Source organism: Pseudomonas sp. efr-133-TYG-5 (assembly GCF_030209175.1).
GTDB lineage: Bacteria > Pseudomonadota > Gammaproteobacteria > Pseudomonadales > Pseudomonadaceae > Aquipseudomonas.
The window spans coordinates 44,545-70,069 of the sequence record NZ_JARVSM010000008.1; the positions used below are offsets into that span (position 1 = coordinate 44,545).

17 protein-coding genes are annotated in these 25,525 nt (G+C 62.9%); 11 read left to right on the plus strand and 6 right to left on the minus strand.

Annotation, left to right across the window (positions count from 1 at the left end):
• Positions 1-18: 18 nt before the first annotated feature.
• The 5 genes from QRN70_RS24210 (at position 19) to QRN70_RS24230 (ending at position 5,511) form a co-directional block, all read left to right on the plus strand.
• The gene (locus QRN70_RS24210) at positions 19-660 is read left to right on the plus strand and encodes a tetratricopeptide repeat protein (RefSeq protein ID WP_285420408.1); all 642 of its coding nucleotides are present in this window, start codon (positions 19-21) and stop codon (positions 658-660) included.
• Positions 653-1,804 (plus strand): outer membrane protein assembly factor BamB, encoded by a 1,152-nt coding sequence (bamB, locus tag QRN70_RS24215; protein WP_285420409.1) that lies wholly within the window; start codon positions 653-655, stop codon positions 1,802-1,804. The genes QRN70_RS24210 and bamB overlap by 8 nt, the downstream gene beginning before the upstream one ends.
• A 136-nt stretch (positions 1,805-1,940) precedes the next feature.
• Positions 1,941-3,413, plus strand: coding sequence for a ribosome biogenesis GTPase Der (gene der / locus QRN70_RS24220; protein ID WP_285420410.1), 1,473 nt, complete (start codon positions 1,941-1,943; stop codon positions 3,411-3,413).
• A 170-nt stretch (positions 3,414-3,583) separates the two neighbouring features.
• Positions 3,584-4,732, plus strand: coding sequence for a pyridoxal phosphate-dependent aminotransferase (locus QRN70_RS24225; protein WP_285420411.1), 1,149 nt, complete (start codon positions 3,584-3,586; stop codon positions 4,730-4,732).
• On the plus strand, positions 4,720-5,511 hold the full coding sequence (locus tag QRN70_RS24230; RefSeq protein WP_285420412.1) for an amidohydrolase: 792 nt from the start codon (positions 4,720-4,722) through the stop codon (positions 5,509-5,511). Before QRN70_RS24225 ends, QRN70_RS24230 begins: the two co-directional genes overlap by 13 nt.
• Before the next feature lie 190 nt (positions 5,512-5,701).
• Here the strand turns inward: QRN70_RS24230 and leuA are convergent, their stop codons facing one another.
• The 4 genes from leuA to QRN70_RS24250 form a co-directional block, all read right to left on the minus strand.
• Positions 5,702-7,381, minus strand: a complete 1,680-nt coding sequence (gene leuA, locus QRN70_RS24235) for a 2-isopropylmalate synthase (RefSeq protein WP_285420413.1) — start codon at positions 7,379-7,381, stop codon at positions 5,702-5,704.
• Between the two features lie 478 nt (positions 7,382-7,859).
• On the minus strand, positions 7,860-8,681 hold the full coding sequence (locus QRN70_RS24240; RefSeq protein WP_285420414.1) for a peptidoglycan DD-metalloendopeptidase family protein: 822 nt from the start codon (positions 8,679-8,681) through the stop codon (positions 7,860-7,862).
• Positions 8,682-8,684: 3 nt separating this feature from the next.
• Entirely contained in the window at positions 8,685-10,064 is a 1,380-nt protein-coding gene (xseA, locus tag QRN70_RS24245) for an exodeoxyribonuclease VII large subunit (RefSeq protein ID WP_285420415.1), read from the minus strand.
• A 10-nt stretch (positions 10,065-10,074) separates the two neighbouring features.
• Positions 10,075-10,965: a LysR family transcriptional regulator gene (locus tag QRN70_RS24250; protein ID WP_285420416.1), complete on the minus strand. Its 891-nt coding sequence runs from the start codon at positions 10,963-10,965 to the stop codon at positions 10,075-10,077.
• Positions 10,966-11,065: 100 nt separating this feature from the next.
• On the opposite strand from QRN70_RS24250, the gene QRN70_RS24255 reads away from it, so the two are divergent.
• From QRN70_RS24255 to guaA, 4 genes are all read left to right on the plus strand, one after another.
• Positions 11,066-11,833 (plus strand): sulfite exporter TauE/SafE family protein, encoded by a 768-nt coding sequence (locus QRN70_RS24255; RefSeq protein ID WP_285420417.1) that lies wholly within the window; start codon positions 11,066-11,068, stop codon positions 11,831-11,833.
• A gap of 94 nt (positions 11,834-11,927) precedes the next feature.
• On the plus strand, positions 11,928-12,476 hold the full coding sequence (locus tag QRN70_RS24260; RefSeq protein ID WP_285420418.1) for a sugar ABC transporter ATPase: 549 nt from the start codon (positions 11,928-11,930) through the stop codon (positions 12,474-12,476).
• Positions 12,477-12,592: 116 nt separating this feature from the next.
• Positions 12,593-14,062 carry an IMP dehydrogenase gene (gene guaB, locus QRN70_RS24265; protein ID WP_285420419.1) on the plus strand — a complete coding sequence of 490 codons (1,470 nt, stop codon included), beginning with the start codon at positions 12,593-12,595 and terminating at the stop codon, positions 14,060-14,062.
• A 99-nt stretch (positions 14,063-14,161) separates the two neighbouring features.
• A complete protein-coding gene (guaA, locus tag QRN70_RS24270) occupies positions 14,162-15,739 on the plus strand; it encodes a glutamine-hydrolyzing GMP synthase (RefSeq protein ID WP_285420420.1) in 1,578 nt (525 codons plus the stop codon).
• A gap of 85 nt (positions 15,740-15,824) precedes the next feature.
• Here the strand turns inward: guaA and QRN70_RS24275 are convergent, their stop codons facing one another.
• Positions 15,825-20,129: a membrane-targeted effector domain-containing toxin gene (locus QRN70_RS24275; protein WP_285420421.1), complete on the minus strand. Its 4,305-nt coding sequence runs from the start codon at positions 20,127-20,129 to the stop codon at positions 15,825-15,827.
• A 184-nt stretch (positions 20,130-20,313) separates the two neighbouring features.
• Positions 20,314-23,418, minus strand: coding sequence for a membrane-targeted effector domain-containing toxin (locus QRN70_RS24280; RefSeq protein WP_285420422.1), 3,105 nt, complete (start codon positions 23,416-23,418; stop codon positions 20,314-20,316).
• Positions 23,419-23,635: 217 nt separating this feature from the next.
• On the opposite strand from QRN70_RS24280, the gene QRN70_RS24285 reads away from it, so the two are divergent.
• Together QRN70_RS24285 and tadA are read left to right on the plus strand one after the other, a co-directional pair.
• Positions 23,636-25,012 carry a multicopper oxidase family protein gene (locus QRN70_RS24285; protein WP_285420423.1) on the plus strand — a complete coding sequence of 459 codons (1,377 nt, stop codon included), beginning with the start codon at positions 23,636-23,638 and terminating at the stop codon, positions 25,010-25,012.
• Positions 25,012-25,509 (plus strand): tRNA adenosine(34) deaminase TadA, encoded by a 498-nt coding sequence (gene tadA / locus QRN70_RS24290; protein ID WP_285420424.1) that lies wholly within the window; start codon positions 25,012-25,014, stop codon positions 25,507-25,509. Before QRN70_RS24285 ends, tadA begins: the two co-directional genes overlap by 1 nt.
• The last annotated feature ends 16 nt before the right edge of the window (positions 25,510-25,525 follow it).

The window sequence follows — 25,525 nt, forward strand, 5'->3', positions numbered from 1 at the left end:
CGATTAAGGAGTATTGGGGTGTCGAGTACCGAAGACGAACAGTTGGCGGATTTGAAGGACTGGTGGACACGCAACGGCAAACCTCTGGTCACCGGCGGCCTGTTGGCACTGGTTATCGTGTTCGGCTGGCAGGCTTATCACAAGTATCAGAGCAACCAGTCGCAAGGCGCCTCGGTGCTCTATCAGCAATTGCTGGAAACCACGCTGACCCCGGATGGCAAGCCTGACGCCGCGCGCGTGGCGGATCTGGCCGGCAAGCTCAACAGCGAATTCGGCGGCAGCGCCTATGCGCAGTACGGCAGCCTGTTCGTGGCCAAGGTAGCGGTTGACGCCGGCAAGCTGGATGACGCCGCCACCGAGCTGAAAGCCATCGTCGACAAACCGGCCAACCCGGCGCTGGGCGAAATCGCCCGTCAGCGTCTGGCGCAGGTGCTGGGTGCCCAGAACAAGGCTGACGAAGCCCTGAAACTGCTTGAAGGCGATGCCGACAAGTCGTTCCTGGCCACTCGCGAAGAACTCAAGGGCGACCTGCTGGTACAGCTGGGTCGTACCGATGAAGCGAACACGGCGTATCAAAAAGCCAAGGCGGCACTGTCGGATGAAGCGGCGGTCGGTGGCCTTCAAATCAAGCTGGACGACCTGGCCAAAGGGGATGCGTGACGTGATCCGTTGGAAGCATGCAGCATTGCTGGCTCTGGCCATTCTGGCCGCGGGTTGCAGCAGTAACAGCAAGAAAGAACTGCCACCGGCCGAGCTGACCGACTTCAAAGAAGAAGTGGTTCTGCACAAGCAGTGGAGCCGCTCGATCGGTGACGGTCAGGGCGAAACCTACAACATGCTGGTACCGGCGATCGACGGTGACACCATTTACGCGGCCGATGTGACCGGCGTCGTGATGGGCCTGGATCGTCGCAACGGCGACGTGAAATGGGACAAGGATCTCGAGCTGCCTGTCTCCGGCGCCGTTGGCGTGGGTTACGGTCTGGTCATGGTCGGCACCCTGCGCGGCGATGTGATCGCCCTCGACGCCATCAACGGCGAAGAGAAGTGGCGTGCTCGCGTCAACAGCGAAGTCCTCGCGCCACCGGCCAACAACGGTGACGTGGTGGTGGTGCAGACCCAGGACGATCGTCTGATCGGTCTGGATGCAGCCACCGGCAGCCAGCGCTGGGTCTACGACAGCACGCCTGCCGTGCTGACCCTGCGCGGCACCAGCGCACCGCTGGTGACCAACCGTCTCGCGGTGGCTGGTCTGTCGACCGGTAAAGTGGTCGCGCTGGACATCTCCAACGGCGTGCCGGTCTGGGAGCAGCGTATTGCGATTCCCCAGGGCCGTTCGGAGCTGGAGCGCGTGGTCGACATCGACGGTGGTCTGCTGTTGTCCGGCGGCACGCTGTACGTCGCCAGCTATCAGGGCCGCGTCGCGGCGCTGGATCTGGAAAGCGGTCGGCAACTCTGGCAGCGCGATGCGTCGAGCTACGCCGGTATCGCCCAAGGCTTTGGCAACGTCTACGTGAGCCTGTCCTCGGGTACCGTCGAAGGCGTCGACGAGCGTTCCACCACCGCGCTGTGGAGCAACGATTCGCTGGCCCGTCGTCAACTGTCGGCACCGGAAGTGTTCTCCAGCTACGTGGCGGTCGGTGACCTGGAAGGTTACCTGCACCTGTTGAGTCAGGTGGACGGCCGTTTCGTCGGTCGTGAGCGCATCGACAGCGACGGCCTGCGTGCCCGTCCGCTGGTGGTGGGCGACACGATTTATGTGTATGGCAACAGCGGCAAACTGGAAGCCCTGACCATCAAGTAACAACTATGCTTGGGGTTAACACCCCAGGCGGCCCCGGATTCACGGGGCTTGCAGCGCTATCAGGCGTTGCCCCGAGCACCAGCCGCTGCCTCGCAGCGGCTTTTGTATTTTCTGAAATAACGAAGTGGAGAGCCGCATGGTTCCCGTAATCGCCCTGGTGGGCCGACCGAACGTCGGCAAGTCCACCTTGTTCAACCGCCTGACCAGGACTCGCGACGCCATCGTCGGCGACTTGTCCGGTCTGACCCGTGATCGCCAGTACGGTGAGGCCAAGTGGCAAGGGCGTTCCTACATTCTGATCGACACCGGCGGTATCTCCGGTGACGAACATGGTATGGACGAAAAAATGGCCGAGCAGTCGCTGCTGGCCATCGAAGAAGCCGATGTCGTGCTGTTCCTGGTTGATGCCAAGGCCGGTTTCACTGCCGCCGACCAGATGATCGCCGAGCACTTGCGCAAGCGTAACAAGCGTTCCCACGTGGTCGCCAACAAGGTCGACAACATCGACCCGGAAATGGCCCGCGCCGAATTCGCCCCGCTGGGCATGGGCCACGCGATCCCGATCGCCGGTGCTCACGGCCGCGGCATCACCCAGCTGCTGGAAGCCGCCCTGAGCGAATTCCCGCGCGATGATGACGAGCCGCAGGAAGGCGAAGAGGAAGAGCTCGTTGCCGAAGGCGAGGAAGCCAAGCGCATTCCTGGCCCGAGCGAAAAGGACGGGATCAAGATCGCCATCATCGGCCGGCCGAACGTCGGCAAGTCGACCCTGGTCAACCGTATGCTCGGCGAAGACCGGGTCATCGTCTACGATCAGCCCGGCACCACCCGCGACAGCATCTACATCCCGTTCGAACGCAACGAGGAAAAGTACACGCTGATCGACACCGCCGGTGTGCGCAAGCGCGGCAAGATTCACGAAGAAGTCGAAAAATTCTCCGTGGTGAAAACCCTGCAGGCGATCAAAGACGCCAACGTGGTGATCTTCGTCATGGACGCCCGCGAAGGCGTGGTCGATCACGACCTCAACCTGCTCGGCTTTGCCCTTGAAGCCGGTCGTGCGCTGGTGATTGCCATCAACAAGTGGGACGGCATGACCCCGAGCGAGCGCGACTACGTGAAGGTCGAGCTGCAACGTCGGCTGTTCTTCGTCGAGTTCGCCGACATCCACTTCATCTCGGCACTGCACGGCACGGGCGTGGGCAACCTCTACGCCTCGGTGCAGAACTCGTTCAAGTCGGCGGTCACCCGCTGGCCGACCAGCCGCCTGACGCAGATTCTCGAAGACGCGGTCAGCGAGCACCAGCCGCCGATGGTCAACAGCCGCCGGATCAAGCTGCGTTACGCTCACCTGGGCGGTGCGAACCCGCCGATCATCGTGATCCACGGCAACCAGATCGAAAAAGTGCCGAAGTCGTACGTGCGCTATCTGGAGAACACTTACCGTCGTGTGCTGAAGCTGGTCGGTACGCCGATTCGCATCGAGTTCAAGGGCGGCGAGAACCCGTACGAAGGCAACAAGAACACGCTGACCGACCGCCAGGTCAACAAGAAGCGTCGCTTGATGTCGCACCACAAGAAGGCCGACAAGAAGCGCCGCGACAAGAAATAAAAGCAGCGGCGAGTGTCGAGCTGCAAGCTTCAAGTCAAAGCAAAAAGGGCTCGGTCAGAGCCCTTTTTTGTGGGCGCTGGTTTTAGCTTGCAGCTTGTCGCTTGTAACTTGCCGCTTGAGATTTATGGCTTGCAGCTTGAAACTTGCAGCTCACCTGCAAGGGGCTACCGATGATCACCAGTAAGCTGCCGAATGTCGGCATCACTATTTTCACGCAGATGTCTCAGCTCGCGGCGCAGACCGGAGCGATCAACCTGTCCCAGGGGTTTCCCGATTTCGATGGCCCGCAGTCCCTGCGCGACGCCGTCGGTCGGCACATCGCCAGCGGTCACAACCAGTATTCGCCAATGACCGGCCTGCCTGCACTGCGCGAGCAGATCGCGGCGAAAATCGCCCGCAGCTATGCCGTGCACGTCGATGCCGACAGTGAGGTGACGGTGACACCGGGCGCGACGCAGGCGATCTTCTGTGCGATTCAGGCGGTTATCCACAGCGGCGACGAAGTCATCGTGTTCGACCCGTGCTACGACAGTTATGAGCCGGCAACGCAGTTGGCGGGTGGTCGTTGCGTGCATGTGCAGCTGAGCCCGGACGATTTCTCCATCGATTTCGACAAGCTCGCGGCAGCCCTCGGCCCGCGTACGAAAATGATCGTTCTCAACACCCCGCATAACCCGAGCGGTGCGCTGATCAGCCGCGCCGAGCTGGATCAACTGGCGGCGTTGATCCGTGGTCGCGACATCTACCTGATCAGCGATGAGGTCTACGAGCACCTGGTGTTCGATGGCGTGCCGCATGTCAGCGTGCTGGCCCATGAAGAGCTGTACCAACGCGCCTTCGTGGTCAGCTCGTTCGGCAAGACGTACCACGTCACGGGCTGGAAAACCGGCTACGTGGTAGCGCCACCGGCGCTGACCGCGGAGTTGCGCAAGGTGCACCAGTACGTCAGTTTCTGCGGGGTCACGCCGCTGCAATACGCCCTGGCCGACTTCATGGCCGAGCATCCGGAGCACGTCGAAGAGTTGCCGGGGTTCTACCAGGCCAAGCGCGACCTGTTCTGCGATTTGCTGGCGACGTCGCGTTTCAGCTTTACCCGCGTGACCGGCACTTACTTCCAGTTGGTCGACTACTCGCAGATCCGCCCGGACTTGAACGACGTCGACATGGCGATCTGGATGACCCGTGAGCACGGCGTCGCCAGTATTCCCGTCTCGGTGTTCTACCAGAATCCACCGCAGGGCCAGCGCCTGGTGCGCCTGTGCTTTGCCAAACGCGAGGAGACGCTGCGCGAAGCGGCGGCCAAACTATGCGCGATCTGAGTGCGTTGCCCGATCTCAATCTGGCGCTGATCCAGACCAGCCTGGCCTGGCATGACCGTCAGGCCAATCTCGAGCACTTCGACGCGCTGTTGGAGCAGGCCCGGGGCGCAGACTTGATCATTCTGCCGGAGATGTTCACCACCGGCTTCTCCATGGCGTCCGAGACCCTCGCTGAAGCCGAACATGGCCCGACCAGCAAGTGGATGAAGGCGCAGGCGGCGAAATTCAATGCGGTGATCACCGGCAGTGTGATCATCCAGGCCGCCGACGGCAGCCATCGCAACCGCTTGTTGTGGGCGCGACCGGACGGGGAAGTGCTGCATTACGACAAGCGCCACCTGTTCCGCATGGCCGGTGAGCACAATCACTACACCCCCGGCGAGCGCCAGGTGCAGTTCGAACTCAAGGGTTGGCGGATCCGCCCGCTGATCTGTTACGACCTGCGCTTCCCGGTGTGGAGTCGCGACGCCCAGGACACCGATCTGCTGCTGTACACCGCCAACTGGCCCGGTGCGCGGCGTCTGCACTGGAACCGCTTGCTGCCGGCGCGGGCCATTGAAAACCTGTGCTACGTGGCGGCGGTCAATCGCATCGGCACCGACGGCAAGGGTTTTGCCTATACCGGCGACAGTCAGGTGCTGGATTTCCAGGGCGAGACGTTGCTCGCGGCGGGGGAGGCTGACGGGGTGTTCAAGGTGGTGCTGGAAGCGGCGCCATTGGCGGCGTACCGCGAGCGCTTTCCGGCGAATCTGGACGCGGACACCTTCGAGTTCACCTGATACTGATGCAGAGTCTGACAGGTCCCTATCGCTAGCAGGCCGGCTCCCACAGTGGATCGTGTTCACAGAACAATCTCCCAGTGGGAGCTAGCCTGCTAGCGGTAAGGCAATGACAGACAACACAAAACCAGCAGGCATAAAAAAGGCCCCGAGGTGCACACCTCGGGGCCTTTTGCATTGCAGCGGTGTGTTACGCCGCTTTCGCTTCCGGCTGGCTCAACGAGCGGTTCAGCGCGCTGAACAGCGCCTTGAAGCTGGCGGTGGTGATGTTTTCGTCGATGCCGACGCCGTGCACCGCACGCTCACCGTTCACGCGCAATTCGATGTAGGCCGCCGCTTTGGCGTTGGTGCCCGCGCCGATGGCGTGTTCGTTGTAGTCCATGATTTCCACCGGCACCGGCAGGCCGGCCACCAGGGCTTCGAGGGCGCCATTGCCCTTGCCGCGCCAGTGCAGGTTGGTTTCGCCCTGACCCTTGCTTGCCACTTCCACTTCGACGGCGCTGTTGCCGTTTTCTTCCTGCAGGCGATGGCTGACCAGCGCATACGGGGTGTTGGCTTGCAGGTACTCGCTGATCAACAGGGCGTGGATCTGCTTGGCGGTCATCTCCAGGCCCAGGCGATCGGTTTCGCGCTGTACCACCTGGCTGAATTCGATCTGCATGCGACGCGGCAGGCTGATGCCGTATTCCTGTTCCAGCAGGTAGGCGATGCCGCCCTTGCCCGACTGGCTGTTGACGCGGATCACCGCCTCGTAGCTGCGGCCGATGTCGGCCGGGTCGATCGGCAGGTACGGTACTTCCCACAGGGTGTCGGGTTTCTGCTGGGCGAAGCCCTTGCGGATGGCGTCCTGGTGCGAGCCGGAGAACGCGGTGTGGACCAGATCGCCGACGTATGGGTGACGCGGGTGCACCTGGATCTGGTTGCATTCCTCGACGACTTTGCGCACGCCATCGATGTCGGAGAAATCCAGTTGCGGGTCGAGGCCCTGGGTGTACATGTTCAGGGCCACGGTGACCAGGTCGACGTTGCCGGTACGCTCGCCGTTGCCGAACAGGCAGCCCTCGACACGGTCGGCGCCTGCCATCAGGCCCAGCTCGGTGGCGGCCACGCCAGTGCCACGGTCATTGTGGGTGTGCAGGCTGATGATCACGCTGTCACGACGGTTGATGTTGCGGTGGAACCACTCGATCTGGTCGGCGTAGACGTTCGGCGTCGCGCATTCCACGGTGGCCGGCAGGTTGAGGATGATCTTGTGCTCGGGCGTCGGGTTCCACACCTCGATCACCGCGTCGCAGACTTCCTTGGCGAACTCCAGTTCGGTGGCGCTGAAGGTTTCCGGCGAGTATTCGAACGTCCACTGGGTTTCCGGTTGCTGAGCGGCATATTTGACGAACAGCTTGGCGGCATCGACCGCAATGGCCTTGATGCCGGCCTTGTCCTGGTTGAAGACGATGCGGCGGAACGACGGCGAAGTGGCGTTGTACAGGTGAACGATGGCTTTTTTCGCCCCGCGCAGCGATTCGAAGGTGCGCTCGATCAGGTCTTCACGGCCCTGGGTCAGCACCTGAATGGTGGTGTCGTCGGGGATGTGGCCGTCTTCGATCAAGGTACGGACGAAGTCGAAGTCGGTTTGCGAAGCGGCCGGGAACGAGGCCTCGATTTCCTTCACGCCGACCTGCACCAGGGTTTTCCAGAAGCGCAGCTTTTTCACCGCGTCCATCGGTTCGATCAGCGACTGGTTGCCGTCACGCAGGTCGGAACTGCACCAGATCGGCGCGGCATCGATGGTTTTCGACGGCCAGGTACGATCCGGCAGGTTGATCACAGGAAACGCGCGGTATTTCGAAGACGGATCTTTGAGCATGCTCATCGGGAAATTCCTTGTTGTCTGGGCCGAAAAGAGGCGGCCTGCCGGTGGAACGAATGTTCTTGGAAAAGCGTGGGACGAGGCGCAGCGATTCAGCCTGGCAGTCGTGCGCTGACGAGGCACAGGCTGCGGTGCTGGCGAAGCTGAATGAGGGTGTGAGCGGTTTTCATGTCCTCAACCCTAACCGCGAGGGAAGAGGATGGCAAGCAGTCGAAAAAAATTGAGAGGAATACTCGAAATGCGGGATTTTGCAGAATTTTATTGCGTGTATGGCAGCGTTTCTTATTGATGTTTGCGTGAGGTTAGATGGGGGCGCAATTGATGTTGGGCGGGTTTCAGCAATGTTTTCGGGTTGGATAGAGCGCATTCGCGGGCAAGCCCGCTCCCACAGTGTCCGTGTCGTACACGAAACTTATGTACACCCGAGAAACCTGTGGGAGCGGGCTTGCCCGCGAGTAGGCCATTGGCCTCAATACATAATTCAGGGCTGGAACGCGCCGATGAAAATCGCCGGATCCACCCGCGCATCGTTCAGGCTGATATTCCAGTGCATGTGCGGCCCGGTCGCCCGACCGGTCGAGCCGACCTTGCCGACCACCGCCCCACGGGCCAGTTGATCGCCCACCTTCACATCGATTTTCGACATGTGGCAGAACATGCTGATGAAGCCCTGGCCATGGTCGACGAACACTGTGTTGCCATTGAAGAAGTAGTTGCCGGTGAGAATCACCTTGCCGGCCGCCGGCGTCTTGATCGGCGTACCCGCCGGCACCGCGAAATCCAGGCCGGCGTGGGGATTGCGCTCTTCACCGTTGAAGAAACGGCGCACGCCGAACTTGCTCGACAGCGGCCCGTTGACCGGCTTGTCCAGCAACAGATTGCTCGGTGTGTTGGGGCTGAAGCTGCGGTAAGCCTTGATCTGCTCGGCCAGCTCGCCCTCGATGCGCTTGAGGTTGGCCGGGTTCGGATTGACCTGCTGGGTGTTCTTCAGGGTGATGTGCTGTTCCGGGTATTTCTTGTTGCCGACGGTGAAACCCAGGCTGCGCCCGGCGCTGCTGATCTGCTGGGGGCCGGGTTTGACCGTCAGCGGCACGCCGACAATCGCCAGCCAGTTGTTCTGTTCCTTGACCACCAGCACCGGTTTGCCCTGATAGGTGGCTTTGGGCGCCTGGGCGGCGCTGCCCAGATCGACCACCGCCACGCCGCCCGGCACCGGTTTGTTCAGCAGGCGGGTGATGTAACTGTCGGCGTGGGCGTTGCAGGTCAGGCACAGCAACAGCAGCGGAGCGAGAAAACGCGGCATGGATCAGTCCAGTAGAGAAAGGGTGACGGGCGTCAGGTGATTGTCCTCGACGCGCACTTGCAGTTCGCCTTCGCCGAGCCTGGCCTTGAGGCGCTGGCCGGTGTGGGTCTGCGCGGCATGGCGGATCGCGTTGCCGCGCTCGTCGAGCAGAATGCTGTAGCCCCGACCGAGGGTCGCCAGCGGGCTGACCACATGCAGCGTCTGCATCTGGCTGTGCAATTGCAGGCGGCGGCTTTTCAGGCCTTCGCGCATGGCCCGCGGCAGGCGTTCAGCAAGGCTGTCGAGACGCTGGCGGAGCAGGGCCAGGTGCCGTCCCGGATGCTGCCCGGCGAGCCGGGTTTCCAGACGAATCAAGCGTTCGCGGCGGGTATTGAGCTGGCGTTCGAAGGCGCGGCGCATGCGCATGTCCAGATCGTCCAGGCGCTGCGCCTGCTGACGCAGGCGTTCGCCGGGGTGGCGCAGGCGTCGGGCCATGCCTTCGAGGCGCAGGCGATCACGCATCAGGCGGTCACGCATGCGCATCACCAGGCGCCGGTGCAGGCTGTCGACCTGGCGGATCAGATGGCTGGAGTCAGGCGCCAGCAGTTCGGCGGCGGCGGACGGCGTGGGGGCGCGCACGTCGGCGACGAAGTCGCTGATCGACACGTCGGTTTCATGGCCGACGGCGCTGACAATCGGCGTCACGCAGGCATCTACCGCACGGGCCACGGCTTCTTCGTTGAAGCACCAGAGGTCTTCCAGCGAGCCACCGCCGCGCGCCAGGATCAGCGCATCGAAGCCACGGGCATCGGCCAGTTTCAGCGCGCGGACAATCTGCGCGGTGGCCTCGCGGCCCTGCACGGCGGTCGGAATCAGGGTCAGTTGCACCTGCGGCGCACGGCGGCGGAACACGCTGATGATGTCGCGGATCACTGCGCCGGTCGGCGAACTGATAATGCCGATGCGCTGCGGATGTGCCGGCAGCGGCACTTTGCGCTCGGCGCTGAACAGGCCTTCGGCGCTGAGCTTTTCCTTCAGGGCATCGAAGGCCAGGCGCAGCGCGCCGTCGCCTGCCGGCTCCACGGTATCGAGGATCAGCTGATAGTCGCCACGACCTTCGAACAGCGAAACCTTGCCGCGCACCTTGACCGCCAGGCCATCCTTCAGCGCCTGGCGCACCCGCGCCGCGTTCTGCCGGAACAGCGCACAGCGCACCTGGGCGCCGCTGTCCTTGAGGGTGAAATACACGTGGCCCGACGCCGGGCGGGCGAGGTTGGAGATTTCGCCTTCGACCCAGATGTTGCTGAACACGTCTTCGAGCAACACCCGCGCGCGGCCGTTGAGCTGGCTGACAGTCAGGACTTCGCGGTCGAGGCCGAGTCTTGCAAAGGGATCTTTAATCATGGGGCGCAGTTTAAAGGCTTTCGCCGCGGAATGTCTGGAGGAAGTGTTGCACCAAGGGCGGCGGATCTTGCCGACAGGCGAGGGCCACGGTGCTCTGGCAATCGGCCCCGGCCAGCGGCAGAAAGCTTACCCCGGGCGGCGCGAGGTCCTGCATCGACTGCGGTAGCAGGGCGATGCCGAATCCGCCCTGGATCAGCTGTAACTGAGTGGTCTTGCGCGACATCACCCGTGCCGCTTTCGGAAAGAAACCCTGGCGCATGCACAGCTCGGCACATAAATAGCTCAGCCCGCCGCGTTGCGGATGGGGAATGGAAATGAACGCTTCGTCCTTCAATTGCGCCAGCTCGACGCGGGTTGCCCGCGCCAGGCGATGATCGGCCGGCACCGCCAGCAGTAGCGGCTCGGTAAACAGCGGCAGCAGCTGAATGCCGTCGCGCTGGCGCAACACCGGCAGGCGCAACAGGCCGATATCGAGGCGGCCCTCGGCCAGTTCCTCCAGTTGCGCCTCCGAGGACAGTTTGCCGATGTCCAGCGAAACCCCGGGCTGGCGCTCGAGGTAAGCGCCGATGCCCGCCAGCACGCGCCCACTGATCGGCACCGTGCTGGAGTGGCTCAGGCGCAGGGTGCCGAGCTGGCCGTTGCCGACCTCGGTGGCCATGGCGCTGGCCTTGTTCAGTTCGTTGAGCAGATTCCTCGCCCGCGGCAAAAATGCCTGGCCTGCCGCCGTCAGCCGGGGCTGGCGCGCGGTGCGTTCGAACAGCGGCGTCTGCAGGCGGGTTTCCATGTCCTTGATCTGCCGGCTCAAGGCCGATTGCGCGATGAACAGGCGCTCAGCGGCAGCACTGAAACTGCCGCACTCGGCGATTTCCACGAAGTAGCGCAGTTGACGGGTCGAGAGCACCAGGTATGCCTTTTTCAGATGGGTGAGCGGCTTTGAACATATTAGTCGCAACGCTGGCCGCTGGCTAAAGTCATCACAGGCTTATAGAGGGAGCGGATTGATGAGTGTGCTGGGGTTGTTGAGTGAATGGTCGTGGGGGCCGGGTGGCTGGGCGCTGGTCGGGCTGGGTATTGTGCTGGCCTATATCGTGTTCGGCATTGCCGGGTTCGGCACGGCGCTGGTGGCGGGGCCGATGCTGATTGTGTTCATGCCGTTGTCGAAGATCGTGCCGTTGCTGGTGCTGCTGGATTTCGTCGCCGCGTTCGGCAACCTGTTGCCGTCGCGGCGAGACGTGGCCCGGCCCGAGTTGCTGCGGCTGCTGCCGTGCATGGCGGTGGGCTGCACGCTGGGGGTGATATTCCTGCTCAACCTCAAATCCGATCTGTTGCTGCTGTTGATGGGGCTGTTCATCAGCGCCTACGCGGTCTACAGCCTGTGGGTGAAAACCCGGCCGGCACAGCTGTCCGCCGCCTGGGCGGTGCCGATGGGCACCGTGGGCGGTTTGTTCGGCGCGTTGTTCGGCAGCGGCGGCTTTCTATATGCGATCTACCTCAACAGCCGCCTGCCGAAGGAGGCGGCCCGGGCCACGCAAAGTGCCCTGATCAGTTGCAGTACCGTGGTGCGCCTGAGCCTGTTCGCCCTCGCCGGCGTGTATGCCGAGCTACCCTTGTTGATGCTCGCGCTGTGCCTGCTGCCAGCCATGGCGCTGGGCCTGTGGATCGGCCGGCGGCTGACCCTGCGCCTGTCCCGCGAGGCCTTCGTGCGGCTGGTGACCTGGCTGGTGCTGGCCAGCGGCATCGCGTTGATAGTCCGCTACCTGAGCACTTGACCGGATTTCGTCAGGGATTAAGCTGCCGGCCGCAATTCCTTTTGCAGCTCACTTCTGCAAAGGTTTATCTCGGTATTTGCAGCAGGCTTGCACCATGAACTCGCAAAGCATCATCGTCCCGAAAATCTCCACCCTGCCGGTCCACGAGCCCCGGGCCCGGGCGATCGTGCGCTGGCTGGTGCGCAAGAACATCGTCGAGGAAGAACTGACCACCTGCGGCCGCACCGGCAATCGCATGGCGCATGCCCTGGCGGACGGTGCGCGGGCGGTGGTGTTGCATCCCGAGGCGCTGCCGTTCGGTGAACCGGTCAATGGCCTGGAGATCATCACCAAACGCTGCATCTATACCCCGGCCAAGGGGTTTCTCGAAGAGGCCGGTTGCGCCGAGTGCCGCCGCGAAGTCGGCGAGGCGCTGTTCGAAAGCCTGGAAGACTGGATGCCGGGGCGTACCGATAACTTCACCTGCCCAGAGTGCGGCCACGAAGACGACATCAACGGCTTTCTGTATTTGCAGGAGTGTGCGTTTTCCAACCTGGGATTCATCTTCAACAACTGGCTGGAAGCCGGCTTCAAGCAGAGTTTTATCGACGAGTTCGCCGATTGGCTGGATCAACCTGTCTCCTGGGTCAAGGTGGAGCTGTAGCGGCCGCGGTTCCCGTACATCAGCAACATCGATAATAGACAGAGTTTTACATTGAACAGCAGGGGGTGTCTGACTATAATGGCGCGCTTCCATTTTCCCGCTCGGGAGCCCCCGCGATGCTGCGTATCAGCCAAGAAGCTCTGACCTTCGACGACATTCTTTTAGTGCCCGGTTATTCCGAGGTTCTTCCTAACGAAGTCAGTCTCAAGACCCGCCTTACCCGTGGCATCGAGCTGAACATTCCTCTGGTTTCTGCCGCCATGGACACCGTTACCGAAGCCCGTCTGGCAATCGCCATGGCTCAGGAAGGTGGCATCGGCATTATCCACAAGAACATGACCATCGAGCAGCAAGCTGCCGAAGTGCGCAAGGTCAAGAAGTTCGAAGCCGGTGTGGTCAAGGACCCTATCACCATCGAGGCCGATGCCACGGTGCGTGATCTGTTCGAATTGACCCGCATGCACAATATTTCCGGCGTTCCGGTGCTGCACGATGGCGACCTGGTCGGCATCGTCACCTCCCGTGACGTACGTTTCGAAAGCCGTCTGGACGCCAGTGTGCGTGAAGTGATGACGCCCAAAGAGCGTCTGGTCACGGTCAAGGAAGGCGCCGACAAGAACGACGTCCGCGAACTGCTGCACAAGCACCGCATCGAGCGCGTGCTGATCGTCGACGACAAATTCGCCCTCAAGGGCATGATGACCGTAAACGACATCGAAAAAGCCAAGGCTTATCCGCTGGCCAGCAAGGACGATCAAGGTCGCCTGCGCGTGGGCGCCGCCGTCGGTACCGGTAAAGACACCGGTGACCGCGTTGCCGCCCTGGTCAATGCCGGTGTGGACGTGGTGGTGGTCGACACCGCCCACGGTCACTCCAAGGGTGTGATCGACCGCGTTCGCTGGGTCAAGGAGAACTTCCCGGAAGTGCAGGTGATCGGCGGCAACATCGCCACCGGCGCAGCCGCCAAGGCCCTGGCCGAAGCCGGCGCCGATGCCGTCAAGGTCGGTATCGGTCCTGGCTCGATCTGCACCACCCGTATCGTCGCCGGTGTCGGCGTGCCGCAAATCAGCGCCATCGCCAACGTCGCCGCCGCCCTTGAAGGCACCGGCGTACCGTTGATCGCCGACGGCGGTATCCGTTTCTCCGGTGACCTGTCCAAGGCCATCGTGGCCGGTGCCTCCTGCGTGATGATGGGCTCGATGTTCGCCGGTACCGAAGAGGCCCCGGGCGAGATCGAACTGTTCCAGGGCCGTTCGTACAAGGCTTACCGCGGCATGGGTTCGCTGGGTGCGATGTCCCAGGCGCAGGGTTCCTCCGACCGCTACTTCCAGGACTCCTCGGCAGGCGCCGAGAAACTGGTTCCGGAAGGCATCGAAGGCCGTGTGCCGTACAAGGGCACCCTGAGCGCGATCATCCACCAGCTGATGGGCGGCCTGCGTTCCTCGATGGGTTACACCGGCAGCGCCAACATCGAAGAAATGCGCACCAAGCCTGAGTTCGTGCGGATCACCGGTGCCGGCATGGCCGAATCCCACGTCCACGACGTACAGATCACCAAGGAAGCGCCAAACTACCGCGTAGGTTGAGGCTTCAAGCAAATCATCAAGCAACCGGGGCTGTTTTATTCAGCCCCGAGTTGTTTCTGAATCAAGACTGTTTCTGAATTACTTAGACGAGACTGAATCATGGCCCTCGACATTCACGCTCACCGCATCCTGATCCTCGACTTCGGTTCCCAGTACACCCAGCTGATCGCCCGCCGCGTGCGCGAGATCGGCGTGTACTGCGAACTGCACCCGTTCGACATGGACGAAGATGCGATCCGCGAATTCGCTCCGAAAGGCGTCATCCTCGCCGGCGGTCCCGAGTCCGTGCATGAAGCCAACAGCCCTCGCTGCCCGCAAGCCGTGTTTGACCTCGGCGTGCCGGTCTTCGGTATCTGCTACGGTATGCAGACCATGGCCGAGCAACTGGGCGGCAAGGTCGAAGGTTCCGAGCTGCGTGAGTTCGGTTACGCCCGTGTCGACGTGGTCGGCAAGAGCCGCCTGCTCGACGGCATCGAAGACCACATCGACGCCGACGGCCTGTTCGGTCTCGACGTGTGGATGAGCCACGGTGACAAGGTCACCAAGATGCCGGAAGACTTCCACATCCTGGCCAGTACCCCGAGCTGCCCGATCGCTGGCATGTTCAACGACGAGCGTGCCTACTACGGCGTGCAGTTCCACCCGGAAGTGACCCACACCAAGCAGGGCGGTCGCATCCTGTCGCGCTTCATCCTCGACATCTGCGGCTGCGAAGCGCTGTGGACCCCGTCGAAGATTGCCGAAGACGCCATCGCCAACATCCGCGCCCAGGTCGGCACCGACAACGTGCTGCTGGGCCTGTCCGGCGGTGTCGATTCCTCGGTGGTTGCGGCGCTGCTGCACAAGGCCATCGGCGATCAGCTGACGTGCGTATTCGTCGACAACGGCCTGCTGCGCCTGCACGAAGGTGAGCAAGTGATGGCCATGTTCGCCGAGAACATGGGCGTCAAAGTGATCCGCGCCAACGCCGAAGAGCAGTTCCTCAGCAACCTGGCCGGCGAAGCCGACCCGGAGAAGAAGCGCAAGATCATCGGGCGTACCTTCATCGACGTGTTCGATGCCGAATCCTGCAAGCTGGAAAACATCAAGTACCTGGCCCAAGGCACGATCTACCCGGACGTGATCGAGTCGGCTGGCGCGAAAAGCGGCAAGGCGCACGTGATCAAGTCGCACCACAACGTGGGCGGCCTGCCGGAAGAAATGAACCTGAAACTGGTCGAGCCACTGCGCGAACTGTTCAAGGACGAAGTCCGTCGTCTCGGCCTGGAGCTGGGCCTGCCGTACGACATGGTCTACCGTCACCCGTTCCCGGGCCCGGGCCTGGGCGTGCGCATCCTCGGTGAAGTGAAGAAGGAATACGCCGACCTGCTGCGTCGTGCCGACCACATCTTCATCGAAGAACTGCGCAAGGCCGACTGGTACCACAAGGTCAGCCAGGCTTTCGTGGTGTTCCAGCCAGTGAAATCGGTGGGCGTGGTCGGCGACGGCCGTCGTTACGCCTGGGTCGTGGCCCTGCGTGCCGTGGAAACCATCGACTTCATGACCGCGCGTTGGGCACACCTGCCTTACGAACTGCTGGAAACCGTTTCCGGCCGCATCATCAATGAAATCGAAGGCATCTCCCGCGTCACCTACGACGTGTCGAGCAAGCCGCCGGCGACCATTGAGTGGGAATGATCCCGCGCCAGCCCTGATGGCTTGAGCGTCTGCTCTGCAAAAGGCCGCGTGAACAGTGTTGTTCACGCGGCCTTTTTGTTGGTGCTTACAGCGCGCCTTTCCAGCCGGCCAGGGTCATTCCCCGGTCATTCAGCGCCTTGAGCAGGGCTTCGAGGCTGGTGAAGCGTTTCTGGTGCAGCGTCGGCCAGGCGGGGCGTTCGATGAAGTAGCGCCCGGATTCAAAGCGAATCGCCGTATCCGCCAGCAGATTGTCACGCCCGCGATGCACCAGCGACAGTGCGCCGGGATCGTTGCGCAAGGTGTACATCCCCGGGCGAGCCAGCAATTGCTCGATTTCCTGCCGCGAGCGGCTGTTCCACGGTGTTTCCACCTGCAGGCGCAGATCGCTCCTGACCGTACCTGTAGGCTTGCCACTGTCGCTGACGAACGTTCTGCCGGGGTCGGGCTCGAAGCCGTGCGCCTGGCCCTGGTGCACGTCCTCGACGCGCAACCCAACGGCGTCCTCCAGCTCACTGACCCCCGTGACACCCTCATAGGTATTGGCGTGGGAATTGCCCATCAGCGACACCCATTTGTGCGGCCCGCGTGCCGCCTGGTCGGCCTCGATAATGGTGTGGGCGAAGTAGTTCATCATCTTCTGCCGGACCGTGGGATCGATTGTCGACATGCCTTCGATGCGGTAACTGGCCATGCAGTCGATCGCCTGGATGCGGATGCCGTTGCGATTGGCTTCCTTCACCAGTTCGAGAAAGTTGTAGCGCTGCAAAGGGTCGGTGACGTGGCCCTGATCGAGCTGTTGCAGGTACAACTCCAGATCCCGCGGCATCACGCCGGTCCTGGCGAAATTGTCCAGGGCGGCCTGATGGAAGTCGGTGAGCAGATGCTCCATGTACAGGGTTTTCACGCCTTTGCGCGCCAGCGTCGGCAGCTGTTCGATGAGCCAGCGCTTGCTGCCGATTTCGGCATGGCTTTCGCCGATCACCAGGCCGTTGAAATGCTCCAGCCACCAGTCGATGAACGATTCGGCGCTCGCCGCCGGATCGATGGGCGCCACGGCCGGACGTTGCACTGCCGGTCGTTCGGCAAAAAAACGCGTCGCGGCGTCGCGCAGTTGGCGGCGCAGGTCCTTGAAGGTTTCCAGTGGCGAATCGCCGTCGAGCTTGACGATATGATCGGCCAGCGAGCGACCGTCAGGGTTCATGGCGGCAGTTTTCAGTTTTGCCCGCAGCGGCCGGGGAATTTCATACGGCGAACTGATGGGCGAGGTATCGGCTAGCGGCAATTCTGCAGTGCTCACCGCGACGGTGCCGGACGCGGCGGGTGGCGCGGTAATCAGCGGCGTTTCTCCGGCGTGCGGATCGATGCGCACGCGCCGCAAGGTCAGGCCTTCTTCTTCGATGGCCAGGGTCAGCTCATGAACGCTGTCGAAGTGCCGTCCGCTGACCATGGTCCAGCGTGGGCGCACAATGAAATAGCCGCCGGCGTCATGCTGGATCGGCGTCTGTACCAGATGCCCGTCGCCACCGCGGTGAACCAGCGTCTGCGGCTCCTGGATCATGAACATGCCGCGCTTGGGCAGGGCCTCCTCAAGGGAGCGGGCGCTGAGAGCTGGCGGTTCGGCGTCCAGTTGCAGGCGCAGATCGCTCTTGAGCAGGTCGATGGTTTTGCCCAGCAGGTCCTTGACCTTCTTGCCCGGATCGGCCGACAGACCTGCGACCTTGCCCACGGGCACTTCCTCCACGCGCAACGCCACGGCTCCTTGCAGTTCGCTGATGCCGGCGACTTTCTCGAACGTACTGGCACGCACGTCGTCCACCAGGGCTATCCAGCGATGGGCGCCGCGTGCGGCCTGGTCGGCGCGGATCGCGGTGTCGGAAAAGTAGTTCATCATCTTGCGGCTGCTGGTCTGCGTCGTGTTTTCCATCCGCGGAAAGCGCCGGCTGGCCATGCAGTCGATGGCCTGGACGCGGATGTGATTCTTCTGCGCCGCTTTCACCAGCGCGGTGTAACTGTGAGGACCGGCCGGATCGCCGCCCAGGCGGATATCCAGGTTCTGCAGGGTGTCTTCGAGGGTTGGCGGCATTCTCCCGCTGCGGTGGAAAAGGTCGAGGTCGGCCTGATGGAAGTCGCTCAGCAAATGGTCCAGGTACAACGTCCTGACTTTCTGTTTGTTCAGCACCTTGAAGTTGTCGATCAGCACTTGCCGGGCACCGGAGCTGGCGCTGTCCTGGCCGATCACCAGGCCGGAGCTTTCCTTGAGCAGGCGCTTGCTCATGTCGGCGAACGGTGTCGAGGGCTTGAGCAGCGGCACCGCCGGGCGTGGCGGCACGTTCGGCGCGGTGTAGAAATCGATGGCGTCGTCGTACAGGCTGCGGCGCAAGGTCTTGAAGTCCTGGTACAGGCGGTCGCTGCCCTGCACGCTGTCCAGCGGGAAGTCATCGACGCTGGCCTCTGCTACCGGGCGCAGTTCAGTGGCGGATGTCGGCGGCACGTCATACGGCATCGGTTGCGTGGCGAGCTCGGGCAGCGGGTCGGCGGTATGCCCCCAGGGCCAGTCGGCGAAGATTTTCATGCCGCCGCGCAGACCCGGACGGGCGACCGGCTCCCATTTCAGCGCCTCGTTCAGGCGTACGGGCACGTTGCGGTAGAACGAGTGCGGATGCAGCGGATCGACGATGACCCAGCTGCGCATCTGCTCGACGTAACGCACCTGATAGAAACCGTCACCGCTGACGCGGCGCATGTAGATGTAGGTTCGGCCGGACGCGGTCTGGATGATCTCCTGGAGTTTCGCGTCACCGGTTTCGATGCGCGTGCCTTCGCCAATGTGGGCCTTGAACGCCTGCAGAAAATCTTCTGGGGCGGCGGGCAGCACCTGTTTCGGGGCGATCTCTTCCAGGGGCGGCAGCGGTGAGCGGGCCAGCGCCGCTTCGGCAAGTTTCTCTTCTTCGGCAATCAGCATTTCGCCTTCGGCGATTTCTGGCAGCCCGCCGCTGCCCTTGAGGAAGGTCGCGTTGAACAGCGTATCGATGGCAGTGAAAATCGCCGCGGTCACTGCCGATTTGCGTGCGCCCGGGGTTTTGCCGTTCACCGCCTGATCGATCTGCAGGCCGACGTTGGCGATGCCGGCACCGACCACCGCCAGGGCGACCGGCCAGCCCACCGCCGCCATCGGCCCGAACATCTTGTTGAAGGCGTTGAGGTAGCCGATCCAGAGTTTTTTGCGCAGCTCGCCATTGGAATGCAGCATGTACTCGGCGTCGCTGATCATGCGCGCATGGGTGGCACTGGCCAGAAAGGTAAAGGCATCGCCGGTCAGGGCCTCGGCGCTGTGCTGCACCAGGCGATGATCGTTGCTGTGCCAGGTGCTCGTCAGCAGGTCGAGGACGTGACTGAGGCCGACGTTCTCGATGTGCGGTTCACGGAACAGCTTCGCGACCAGGCTGGCTACCGGATTGAGGACTTCGAGCCATTGGCGTTTGGCGCTCGCGCGCGCAGCGGTGTCTTCGAGGATGTCGTGGTCGGCGACCTGGAAGTGCGCCATGAAGCGTTTGCGGTCGTCAGCAGTTTTGATTTTCGACAGAACCCACCAGTGCACGTGACGATCGGACGGCAAGGCATGGACACCCCAGATTTCTCCCGGGGTATAGATCAGTTTCCGGCCCTGGGCATCGACGATGCAGAGGATGTCGGTGGCGATGAACCCGCCGATCTGCAACAGGCTGACACGCAGGCCGGGGGGCGGCGCGCTCTCGTCCTCGAGCATCTGGCGGGTTACCGGCCAGCGGATATTGCCGGCCACGGCGTTGACCACGAGGCGGAAGTTGGCGTCCGACAGCCGGCCGCTTTCCCGGTCCTCCATGGCCTTGGCCAGAAAGGTGCACTTGGCCAGCGCCCGGAAAGTCTTGCCGTGCTTGAACCAGAACGACTTGATCTGTTTGCGGTAGCGGTCGGCGAAATTGATGTCCCAAAACGCCTTCATCACCTCGTTGGCGTGCAGGCGCACTTCATTGCTGTGGTCGTAATGACCGGCATCCGGCCCGGCGGTGTAGAACCCCGCGTCGGCGTCGAGCAGGTCGGCGTTGTCCTGGTCGTGCACGCTGAATCGCTGGATCACCAGTTGCGGCAGGGTCATCGATTCGCGTGGGGTTTCGAAGCGGTGTTCCCAGCCCGTAAAGGTCTGCGGGTTGCTCTGGGCCGAGTGGAAACGATGGAAGTAAACCTGCTCGGGTTGCAGATGGGCGAGGCCGTGGCTGGCGAGAATGTCCCGGGCAATCGCGCAGGCCATTTCGTACATGTCGGGGCAGGCAGCGACCAGCGTTGGAACCAGCGCTTTGAGTGCCTCGCGGTCGGCGGTATTGGGCAGTGCGATGTCTTGCAGAGTGTCCACAGTCTTTCCTTGATCGTGGTGGTTTGTAAGAGGCCGCGATCATTTCAGGCTGGAGCGCGACTCGTCTGTCGGACCGCTGCACGAGGTGTTGTCGGAACGGTTGATTGCGCGCGCAGGAAAACGCCCCGACATACGGGCGAATCGTGAAGCGGGGCAGGCCTGCGGTGGCCTGCCCGGTGGCGGATCAGTCGGGAATACGGCTTTGCAGCATCAGGCCGTACTCCTGCGACAGGGCCTGGGCCAGCAGCTCGAGAGTGGCGTAGGCCTTGAGGTGCACCCGTTGCCAGGCCGGCCGCTCGATGAAGAAGTAACCGCTGCCCAATCGCTGCACCGCCGTGCGCACGATCTGCTCGGCCTGGCTTCTGTGCAGCAGCGCATAGCCTTGCCCGGAGTGCTCGAACGCAAACATCCCGGAACGGTAGAGCAGGCGGCTCATTTGTTGCGGATTGCGTACCACCGGGGCGGCCTCCATCTGCAGGCGCAGATCGGCGTAGAAGGTCTCCAGTACACCGCTCATTTGCCCGGCGTTGGCGAGTGGGCCGCGTGGAATGACGATGCCGGGGTCCAGGCTCAAGCGTTCACCCTGGCCGGGGTCGACTTCCGTTACTCGCAGGCCGATGCCGCCTTCCAGTTCGCTGAGGCCGGCGAACCCGCGAAACGTGTTGGTGTTCGGCGTTTCGGTGAGCACCACCCATTTGCCGGGGTCGTTGAGGCTGCGGTCAAGCAACATGATGTCGCTGGTCAGGTGGCTGGTCACTGCCTGCTGTTCCGGGCGTGGCATGGCCGCCGGTCTGCGGTAGAAGGCTGCGCAATCGGTGGCCTGCACCCGGATACCGTGGCGTCGTGCAGCCTTGACCAGCTCAAGTTCATTGAAACGCTCCAGCGGGTCGGTGCCCATGCGCGTCAGGTAGCGCTCGAGATCCCTGGACAGGCTGCCGGTACGGAAATACTGGTTCAGATCAAGCTGCACAAAGTCATTGAGCAGGCGATTGACGTAGAGGGTCCTGACGCCGCCGCGGGCGAAGGTCGCCATGTGTTCGATCATCAGGCGCATGCTGGTGATGCGCCCCGGTGTCTGCGCAATCACCAGGCCGGGCGCCAGATCGAGGGCGTCGATGATGAACTCGTCGATGGTCGTGGCGGCGTCGACTGCCGGGATACCCGGGCGCGGGGGCAGGGTGTCCCAGCGCAGGTTCCGATAGAAGCGTTTGGCCGAATTGACCAGGGCCCGGCACTTCGCACCGAAGTGAACGAAATGCCGATCGGGCGCGATCAGGTCGCCCAGGGGGCCGATCTCGAAATGCAGGTGAGTCTCGGGCAGGCGCATGGCCCAGTTTTTCAGGAGCGCGCGGTTGACCGGTTCGACGTCGTAGGGCGTTTGCACCAGGCCAATGGCTCTAGCAGTCGAAAGCTGTGGCTGTTCTGCTGGCGCTGGCGCTGGCGCAGGTTCAGGCGCTGGTGGCGGTGGCGGTTCGGCATGCTCGGGTGCGAAGGTGTCGAGTTCCAGGTCGGGCGCGCATTGCGTGCCCAGGCACTGGCCGCCAGCCTTCAATCCCAGGCGGCTGATGCGCTCCCAGGCGCCTTCGGCATTGAGGCGGACCGGCAGGGCATGGACGAATTGATTTGGCCGGGCCGGGTCGACGATGGCCCAGAAACCACCGCCTCGGGAGTCGACGAAATAACGTACGTAGTACGCCTGGTCGTCCAGGAGGATGGCGTAGGGCGGCTCGGAGTCGAGGCGGTAGATGCCCTGGAATTTTCCTTCTGCGCTGATCGGCGTCAGGCCATCGAGCACTTCATTGCATTGATACGTCTGTGCAATGGCGGCTGGTGGTGCCGCGTCGACGGGCACCGGCAGATGTTCGGCGGGCGGCGGCAGGGTGCCTTCCGGTTCGTCGACAACATAGGCGGATTCTTCGGGCGTGCGCGTGGCGTCGGCATATTGCGACCATTCAGCGGCTTCTGCCTCGGCGCTGATTTCCGCCATCGAGCCGACCCCCCTGAGGAACGGCAGGTCGAACAGCATGTCGATGCCGCTGAGGATTGCACCGATCACGCCTTCCTTGCGCTCGGCGGCGGTCCTGCCGCTGACCGCCTGATCGATGTTCAGGCCCATGCTGGCGAGGCTGGCGCCGATCACCGGCAGCGCCACCGGCCAACCCACGACGGCCATCGGACCGAAGACCTTGAGGCCGGCGCTCAGGTAACCGATCCACAGTTTCTTGCGCAGGTCGCTATTGGCGGTCAGGGACAGCTCGGCTTCGGCAAACATTGCGCTGCGGGTCGAGTCGCGCAGCCAGGCGAAGGCGTCGCCGCTGATCATCTGCGGGTGCTGATTGATCAGTTGATGGTCACTTTGCCCCCACGTGCTGACCAGTCGATTCATCAGATTGCTGAGGCCGGCGGTGATGGCTTGCCGTTCGGCCAGCGGGAAATGCTCGAGCAGGCGCCGACGCTGGCCTGGCCGGTTCATGTGCTGCAAGACCCACCAGTGCAGCTCCGCCGCGGTGGCGCAGATGACGAAGGCGTCGGCCTCGCCGGGCAGATAGAGAATCTGTCGGCCGCCCGCAGCGCTGATGCACAGCACATTGCTGGCCGCGTGACCGGCGATGTCCAGTGCACGCACCGTATAACCGGCACCGATGGCGCTGTCGGCGCGCAGCGTTGGCAGGCTGACAGGCCAGGTCAACGGGCCGATGACCGCGTCCAGCAGCGTTTGCAAGTCGTGCTCGGACAACTGCCGGTTTTCCCGGGCCTCGATCGCCTGGACGAGGAAGTTGCATTTGGCCAGGGTGCGGAAATCCTCGGCGCATTCATTCCAGAACGCCTGCAATTGCTGGCGATAGCGCTCGCTGAAATCGATGGCCCAGAAGTCCTTCAGGACCTCTCGGCCATGCAGACGCACTTCGTTGGTTTCGTTGAAGTCGCCGGCGTCGGGGCCCGCCGAATAGAAACCGCCGTACAGATCGAGCAGGTCGGCGTTGTCGACGTCGGTGGCGCGGAAGCGATGGATCACCAGTTGGGTCAGGGTCAGCGACTCATAGGGCGTTTCACCCATGTGCTGCCAGCCGGTGAACGAGGTCGCACTGCTCTGCGCGCTTCTGAAACGATGGAAATAGACGTGGTCGGGGTCGTGGTTGCCGATGGCGTATTTGCGCAATAGCTCGTTGGCGACCAGGCGCGCGGCGTCGTTCAGGCTGGGGCAGGTGCTGATCACACGAGCGGCGATGGCCTTGAGGGTGGCTTTGTCCGCTGCATTGGGCAACGGCCGGGGTTGGGTCGGGGGCATGGGGTCTCGGTCCTTGAGAGTCAGGGGCCAAGCATCACTCAAACCAGCACGTCGCATGCACTGCATATCTACCACCTGCTGCCTGCCGCGATGTTGTACGGCACAGGCGCTGCGGCCATCCGCCGCGCTGCCCTTACTGTTTCGCAGTTGCAGGTGTATCGTATTCGCCTTTTGCAGGCGCCCAGGCCTGCGGCAGATACGTGAGGTAGTTGAGTTCATGTCCTTTACCCGTCGCCAAATCCTCGGTGGCCTGGCCGGTCTTGTTGTCGTTGGCGTGGGCGCGGGGGGCGCGTCGCGTTACTGGCTCGGCAAGATGGCCGACGCTGATGCGGGCCACGACTACGAGTTGATCGCCGCCCCGCTGGATGTCGAACTGGTGTCGGGGCACAAGACCGAGGCCTGGGCGTTCGGCCCGTCGGCGCCCGGCACCGAGTTGCGTGTGCGCCAGGGCGAATGGTTGCGGGTGCGGTTCATCAACCACTTGCCGGTGGCCACGACGATTCACTGGCACGGTATCCGCCTGCCGCTGGAAATGGACGGCGTACCCTACGTATCGCAGCTGCCGGTGTTGCCCGGCGAATACTTCGATTACAAATTCCGCGTGCCGGATGCCGGCAGCTACTGGTATCACCCGCACGTCAGCAGCAGCGAGGAACTGGGGCGCGGGCTGGTCGGGCCGCTGATCGTCGAAGAGCGTGATCCCACCGGCTTCAAGTATGAAAAGACCCTGAGCCTGAAGAACTGGCACATTGACGACGAGGGCAATTTCGTCGAATTCAGCATTCCCCGGGAAGCCGCCCGTGGCGGAACGGCGGGGCGCCTGTCGACCATCAACGGCGTTCCGGCGCCAGTGATCGAGCTGCCGGCCGGGCAGATCACCCGGGTGCGCCTGCTCAACCTCGACAACACCCTGACCTATCGCATCAATATCCCCGGGGTCGAAGCGCAGATCTATGCGCTGGACGGCAACCCGGTCGAACCGCGCCCGCTGGGCAAGGAATACTGGCTCGGCCCGGGCATGCGCATCTGCCTGGCGATCAAGGCGCCGCCGGCCGGTGAGGAGCTGTCGCTGCGCAACGGCCCGGTACGTCTGGGCACGCTGCGTTCGGTGGTCAATACCGACGCGCCGACGGACTGGCCAAAAGCGCTGCCGGCCAACCCGGTGGCCGAGCCGGACCTGGCCAATGCCGAGAAACTCAACTTCAATTTCGAATGGGTCGGTTCGGTGTCGGTCAACGTCGACAACGGCAAGCCGCCAAGCCTGTGGCAGATCAACGGCAAGGCCTGGGACATCACCGACAAGACCTGCGCCGACCGCCCGATCGCCAGTCTGAAGCTGGGCCAGAGCTATATTTTCGAATTGAAGAACATGACCCAGTACCAGCACCCGATCCACCTGCACGGCATGAGTTTCAAGGTGATCGCTTCGAACCGGCACAAGATCGTCCCGTACTTCACCGACACTTATCTGCTGGGCAAGAACGAGCGTGCGCAAGTGGCGCTGGTGGCGGATAACCCGGGGGTGTGGATGTTCCATTGCCACGTGATCGACCACATGGAAACCGGCCTGATGGCCGCCATCGAGGTGAAGTGATGCGCCAGATTCGCCCCGCGGCGATCATCGACCGCAGCCGTGACCGCGATTTCATGCGCGAAGCCCTGGCCCTCGCCGCGCAAGGCGCCGCACTTGGGGAAGTGCCGGTGGGCGCGGTGCTGGTGCAGGATGGCGAGATCATCGGCCGTGGCTTCAATTGCCCGATCAGCGCCAGCGATCCCAGCGCCCATGCGGAAATGGTCGCGATCCGCGCCGCTGCCCAGGCCGTGAACAACTATCGCCTGCCCGGCAGCACCCTCTACGTGACGCTGGAGCCGTGCAGCATGTGCGCCGGGCTGATCGTCCATTCGCGGGTGGCGCGGGTGGTGTACGGCGCGCTGGAGCCGAAAGCCGGAATCGTACAGAGCCAGGGGCAGTTCTTTACCCAGGGCTTCCTGAATCATCGGGTGTTGTATGAGGGCGGGGTGCTGGCGGAGGAGTGTGGGGCGGTGTTGACTGAGTTCTTCAGAGCGCGGCGGGCAAAACCCGCAGACTGAAGAACAGCATCAAACC